Genomic DNA, 6,849 nt, shown 5'->3' on the forward strand with positions numbered 1-6,849 from the left:
TACTTTTTAAAATCGATGACATTCAAACTCAAACCTGACCAAGAGCAAAAACTTGAGGATTTGATTTCTCAGATGACTTTGGAAGAAAAGATCGGACAGATGTCTCAGGTTCGACATTTTGACGATGTCACTCCCGAGGATATTAAATCCAAGTTTATTGGTTCGGTGATTCATACCCAAGGACCAGTTCCAGGATCTACAGCTGCAGAATGGCAGGACAAATTTTCAGAATTCCAAAAGCAGGCCTTGGATACACGATTAAAAATTCCGCTGCTATTTGGAGTGGATGCCATACACGGCCAAAACACCTTCGAAGGAGCTACCATTTTCCCTCATAATATTGGTTTAGGAGCTGCAGGAAATCCTGAAATAGTTGAGAGAGCAGCAGCGATTACGGCCATCGAGTCTAAGGCTACAGGCTTTAATTGGGTTTTTTCACCATGCGTTGCCATTCCTTTTAATGAAAAATGGGGACGGGTCTATGAGGCTTTTTCCGAAAGCACAGAGCTCACTTCGAAATTGACTCAAGCCTCTGTCAAAGGACATCAAGGATCGAATGGTAATGAAGGGGTTTTGGCGACAGCTAAGCATTTTATAGGAGATGGAGCTACAGATTTTGGAGTAGAAGGAGGAAATACCTCGCTTACAAAGGAAGAGCTAATCGAGCGCCTACTCCCACCCTATCAGGCAGCAGTTGATTCGGGGGTTGCCTCGGTAATGGCTTCCTTCAATACTTTGAATGAAATTCCAATGCATGCCCACAAGGCTATGATTACGGATTTACTGAAGGATCAGCTAAAGTTTGACGGAATTGTGGTATCTGACTGGAAAGCCTATTCCCGTTTTGGCCAAAATGATATTATCAAAGCCGGAATAGACATGGTGATGGCAGTAGATGGTGATCTTGATGGTTTTCAAGAGGGCTTAAAGGCTGCGGTTTTGGATGGTTCAGTTTCAGAGGAAAGAATTAATGATGCTGTTCGCAGGATTTTGAGACAAAAGTTCAGATTTGGGTTATTTGATAATCCATTTTCCGATAAAAGTCTCATAAGCAAAATTGGAATTCCTGAGCATAGGGCTATTGCACGACAGGCAGTTCGGGAGTCCTTGGTTTTATTAAAGAATCAAAATCAGGCTTTACCTCTAAAGCGAACTTCCAGAATTGTGGTTGTTGGCAAATTTGCAGACAATTCTGGTTTACAGTCTGGAGGTTGGACGGTCAACTGGCAAGGAATGACCGAAAACTATTCAGGTGCTACCACCATTTTGGAAGGCATTAGAAAGTTTGCCTTGCATGAGGTAAAATATGATCCTGATGGCACAGCATCAATTGAGGATGTAGATGTGGCAGTCATTGTGGTGGGAGAAAATCCATACGCAGAATTCTTTGGGGATGTAGGTGGCGAAATGAATCTATTCCAACTTACCCTTACCGAAGAACATCAGCAGTTAGTACAGTCTTATTCCCAAAAGGGCATCAAAATAGTGCTTGTATTGATATCTGGAAGACCACTAGTTATTACACCCCAAATGGAACTTAGTGATGCTTTTGTGGCTGCTTGGTTACCGGGATCGGAAGGAGATGGAATAGCTGAAGTTCTATTTGGCTTTTTTGATTTTAAGGGGAAACTCCCCCACTCTTGGCCCAAATCAGTGGAAGATTTCAATGGAAAATATGGTCCTAACTATTGGGAAAGCTCCATTGAACCACTTTTTCCGATAGGTTTTGGACAGTGTTATCATCAAGAAAAATAATCGAATGCTATACAGGAAATTCAAAATCAAATGACTATGAAATCAAGCCTTAAATTACTTTTAATAGGTTCTGCCCTGGCAGCAAGCTTTTCTTGTAGTGAAAAATCAACTGATGTGGAAACAACTAAAAACAAAGAAGTGACAGCAAAAGAAATATTAGGAAATCCAGCTTACCAAGCTATTTCATTCGGAGGATACAGAGAGCGTTCAAGAGATATACAACCAACCGTCAATCAACTGAAAGAAGACGTGAAAATCCTCTCAGCAATGGGAATCAAAATTCTTCGAACCTACAATGTCCAGCTGCCACATGCAACTACTTTATTGAAGGCTATTAGAGAATTAAAAAAAGAAGATCCGAATTTTGAAATGTATGTGATGCTTGGGGCATGGATTGATTGCAAAAATGCTTGGACAGACCTGGAACCCGACCACAATGTAGAAAGCGAGCAAAATGAAGGTGAAATCGAGCGAGCAGTAGCTTTGGTTAATCAATATCCAGATATTGTTAAAATCCTTGCCGTAGGCAATGAAGCCATGGTCAGATGGGCGACCAGCTATTTTGTACAGCCTTGGGTGATTTTGAAATGGGTCAATCACCTGCAAGAACTCAAAGCAGAAGGTAAACTCCCCAAGGATCTATGGATTACCAGTTCGGATGATTTTTCTTCCTGGGGAGGTGGCGATGCCAGTTACCATACAGAAGATTTGGAAAAGTTGGCCAATGCAGTCGATTACATTTCCATCCATACCTACCCTTATCACAACTCGCATTATAATCCAGCTTTCTGGAGAGTCCCTATTGAGGAATCCAAGCTATCTGAACTTGAAAAAGTAGAGGCAGCCATGCTTCGAGCCAGGGATTTTGCCAAATCTCAATATGATTCAGTGGCCTCCTACATGAAAAGTATAGGAGTCGATAAGCCCATTCACATTGGAGAAACAGGCTGGGCGAGTGTTTCTGACGGCTTTTACGGTCCTGAGGGTTCGCATGCTGCTGACGAATACAAACAAGGTCTATACTACAAGCACATGCGTGAGTGGACTAATGAAGCAGGGATTTCTATGTTTTATTTCGAAGCTTTCAATGAGCAATGGAAAGACGCTGCAAATCCCATTGGATCGGAAAACCACTTTGGCCTTTTTAGTCTCAAAGGAGAAGCAAAATATCCTGTTTGGGAATTAGTCGATCAGGGTATTTTTGAAGGACTTACCCGAGACGGAAATCCAATCATTAAGACTTACAATGGAGAAATTGACAGCCTTCTTACGAAGGTATCCGCTCCTCCTGCCAACTATTAAATTATAACCCACTTTTGAAATTATCACTTTAAACTACTGACCACCAAATCCAAATAACCATGTCAACCACAGCCAAAACAGTTCCGATGGGGCAAAAGATTGCCTTCGGTGTGGGTATGTTAGCAAATCAAATGTTTCCAGCTTCCCTAGGTATATTTATGGTTGTGCTGGTCCAAAACCTAGGCTTCCCCGGATGGATGTGGGGGATTGTCTACTTTCTGCCTCGTGTACTCGATGCGGTGACTGACCCAATCATGGGCTTTATCTCAGACAATACGAAATCTGTATGGGGAAGGCGACGGCAATACGTTTTCCTTGGAGCCATAGTCATGGGAGTTGCCTTTTCGGTGATGTGGCAGCTTTACGGAGAAAACACGGTGAATTACAACTTCACCTATTTCCTCTTGGGTTCATTTGCCTTTTATATAGGGCTTACGATTTTCAGTGTGCCTTACGTCGCCATGGGTTACGAAATGAGTGAGGACTTCCATGAGCGTACACAAATCATGGCTATTGCACAGTGGATTGGACAGTGGGCATGGGTAATTGCTCCTTGGTTTTGGGTGATTATGTACGATCCTTCTTGGTTTCCGAGCCCAGAAGCTGCTACCCGTCAATTGGCCGTTTGGGTGGGAGTGATATTTGCGATTTGTGCAATGGTCCCTGCCATTTTCATCAAAAGTAAATCAACGCTAAATGAAAAATTTTCACCACTGACTTTTGATGCAATTGGAAACAGCCTTTCGAAAATTATTCAAGGATTCAAAGAGGCATTTGCATCCAGACCATTCCGCAAGCTTTGCATTTCGACATTCTTTATTTTCAATGCATTCAATACAGTAGCTGGCTTTGTGTTTTTTATCGTGGTGTGGCATCTCTTCAGCGGAGACGCAGGAGCCGCGGGGTATTGGACACCGATTTTCGGAAGCGTGGGTGCATTGGTGACTACCTTTATTGTGATTCCTATCGTGGCAGCTATGTCAAAAAGAATAGGCAAAAAAAATGCATTCATGGTATCTCAAAGTATTGCATTAGTAGGCTATGCTTCTTTGTGGTTCCTATTCGTTCCGGGTAAGCCTTGGATGTTTATTTTTTCTCTCCCCTTCCATTCTTTTGGAATTGGTAGTCTTTTCGTCCTAATGATGTCCATGACAGCGGATGTAATCGATTTAGACGAATTGAATTATGGGGTTCGCCGGGAAGGTGTATTTGGAGCTATTTATTGGTACATGGTGAAGTTTGGTTTCGCAATAGCAGGTGGTCTGAGTGGAGTGATTTTGACCGTAGTAGGTTTTGATGGGAATGCGGCTGTACAACCTGAAGGAGCTGTGGATGGACTTCGACTTTTCTTCTCTGGACTACCAATGCTAGGTACGATGGTAGCTATGTATCTCATGCACGATTATGACGTGGATGAAGCAAGAGCAAATGAAATCCGGGAACAATTAAAATTAAGAAAAATAGAAAAAAACAAGCCTGCCAGTATCTATACCCCCTATCAGCCAGGTACTGTCATAAGCCTTTCGGAGCAAGAAAAAGCTTTTGCTCTCCAGTTACAAAATAAGTTTGAGGGGAAATCCTCAGGAGAAATCAAGTCGCTTTTCTCACAAGCCTTAGAAAAGGGTTTTCATGGGCTATGCTTCAGTCCCTACTTGGAAGGCCAAAATATCGGTGAGGTATTATCCGAAGATCAGATCACACGCAGAATGAGTATCGTGGCTCCCCATACTCAGTGGATACGCTCATTTTCTTGTACTGATGGTAATGAATTGATACCAAAAATAGCGAAGCAAAAAGGCCTTAAAACCATGGTCGGGGCTTGGCTAGGAACAGACAAAACCAAAAACGAAGCTGAGATTTCACAGCTCATAAAATTAGGAAAACAAGGCTTGGTGGATATTGCTGTCGTAGGCAATGAGGCACTCCTTCGAAAAGAACTTCCAGAAGAGGAAGTACTTCATTATTTGAAACTAGTCAAAAAATCACTTCCTGAAATTCAGGTAAGCTACGTAGACACCTATTATGAGCTATTTCAGCGGCCAACGATCGTGGCAGCATGTGATGTGATTTTGGCAAATTGTTATCCATTCTGGGAGGGTTGCAGTATCGATCATGCTCCGGTATATCTTCAAAAAATGTATGAGACGGCCAAAAGTATTGCTAATGGAAAAGAGGTTATGATCACAGAAACAGGGTGGCCGGATTCCGGTGAGAGTCTAAACGATGCTATTCCATCCTCTGAAAATGCTATGAAGTACCTCATTGCGACTAATGAATGGGCACAAAATGAGGGAATAGCCTTATTTAACTTCTCATCATTTGACGAACCATGGAAGGTACATCATGAGGGAGAAGTCGGCCAAAGCTGGGGAATTTGGGATAAAAACGAAAAATTAAAATACTAATAATTATGTCATTTAATGCTGAGAAAGTATTGGCACTTGCAGGAAGAGATCTGCAGGGATTATCAAAAGAAGAATTGGCTAAATCATTCAGAGAATTGCTTCAAGATGGGCTTTACGGTTTCTGTATAAGTCCATATGAAGAAGGTCAACAGCCTGGGGACACTTTGACAGAAAAGCAAATCAGAAGAAGGCTGGAAATTCTGCAACCTTACACAAAATGGATTCGAACTTTTTCTTGTACAGAAGGCAACGAGCTCATTCCAATTATCGCAAAAGAAATGGGAATGAAGACTCTGGTAGGTGCATGGTTAGGAACAGATGACCAAATCAATCAAGCCGAAGTTGATGGCTTGATCAGATTGGCAAAAGAAGGCTATGTGGATATCGCTGCAGTAGGAAATGAGGTAATGTATCGCAAAGATCTGACAGAAGATGAATTATTAGATTTTATCAAGAAAGTGAAAGCCGAAATACCCAAGGTTCCCGTTGGCTATGTGGATGCTTATTATGAATTTGAGCAAAAACCACGGATTACTGATTTATGTGATGTCATTCTTGCTAATTGCTATCCATACTGGGAAGGTTGTGCATTGGACTATTCCCTACTTTACATAAAGGATATGTACAATCGTGCCAAGAAAGCAGCAAATGGAAAGCCGGTGCTCATCACGGAGACGGGTTGGCCAAGTCAAGGCAGCCCACTCTACGGAGCCATTCCCTCCGATGAAAACTTTTTGAAATACTTTATCAACATCCAAACCTGGTCAAAGTTGGATAATATTCCAGTCTTTTATTTCTCTTCCTTTGATGAGTCTTGGAAGGTAGGAACTGAAGGAGATGTCGGAGCCTATTGGGGTATCTGGGACAAGGATGAAAAGTTGAAATACTAAAACTCAAAGAGCTACTCGATTTCCGGGTAGCTCTTTTCTTTTCTTAATAAACCAATGCTAGAGATTTTTTTGGTGTGACTTAGAATATAGCACTTTCCATCAATGAAAATTAAACTGAGTTCCCTTCAGGTCTTTTTTTTAGAATGTGCTTCTTGTTATTTGTTTTTGTGATGAAAATAGGCTCTAATAAATAGGAATCCTAAAATTGAATTAAAGTCAACATAATCAACCAGGCTTAGATTCAATCGGAAGGAAGCTGCTTTTGGATCTCGATTTTAAGTCAAGCAATTTTTTTCAGCTCCCATCGATCCAATTGGTCATTCGGTATCGTAGTTCCTTTCAAATAACCAAACCCCATTTCACATGTTAGTATTACCTAAACCAAAACTAAATTTAACTATTATGAACTACACTAGACAATTACTAGGAGGACTCTTTATTTTGTTAATCTCTGGTTTGTTTTTCGCTTGTAATGATGATGATGAGCCGATGATGCC

4 protein-coding genes are annotated in these 6,849 nt (G+C 41.5%); all 4 read left to right on the forward strand.

Annotated elements, in window-relative coordinates; genetic code table 11:
• Nucleotides 1-15: 15 nt before the first annotated feature.
• Genes OU792_RS16645 through OU792_RS16660 form a run of 4 tightly spaced genes read left to right on the forward strand, consistent with a single transcriptional unit; the run spans nucleotide 16 to nucleotide 6,352 of the window.
• The gene (locus OU792_RS16645; RefSeq protein ID WP_274670777.1) at nucleotides 16-1,755 is read left to right on the forward strand and encodes a glycoside hydrolase family 3 protein; all 1,740 of its coding nucleotides are present in this window, start codon (nucleotides 16-18) and stop codon (nucleotides 1,753-1,755) included.
• Nucleotides 1,756-1,791: 36 nt separating this feature from the next.
• Nucleotides 1,792-3,057 (forward strand): glycosyl hydrolase family 17 protein, encoded by a 1,266-nt coding sequence (locus OU792_RS16650; protein ID WP_274670778.1) that lies wholly within the window; start codon nucleotides 1,792-1,794, stop codon nucleotides 3,055-3,057.
• A 59-nt stretch (nucleotides 3,058-3,116) separates the two neighbouring features.
• The gene (locus OU792_RS16655) at nucleotides 3,117-5,462 is read left to right on the forward strand and encodes an MFS transporter (protein ID WP_274670779.1); all 2,346 of its coding nucleotides are present in this window, start codon (nucleotides 3,117-3,119) and stop codon (nucleotides 5,460-5,462) included.
• A 5-nt stretch (nucleotides 5,463-5,467) separates the two neighbouring features.
• Nucleotides 5,468-6,352 (forward strand): glycoside hydrolase family 17 protein, encoded by an 885-nt coding sequence (locus OU792_RS16660; protein ID WP_274670780.1) that lies wholly within the window; start codon nucleotides 5,468-5,470, stop codon nucleotides 6,350-6,352.
• Nucleotides 6,353-6,849 lie beyond the last annotated feature (497 nt).

Origin of the sequence: Algoriphagus sp. NF (assembly GCF_028823735.1) — a bacterium.
In the GTDB taxonomy this organism is placed as follows: Bacteria; Bacteroidota; Bacteroidia; order Cytophagales; family Cyclobacteriaceae; genus Algoriphagus; species Algoriphagus marincola.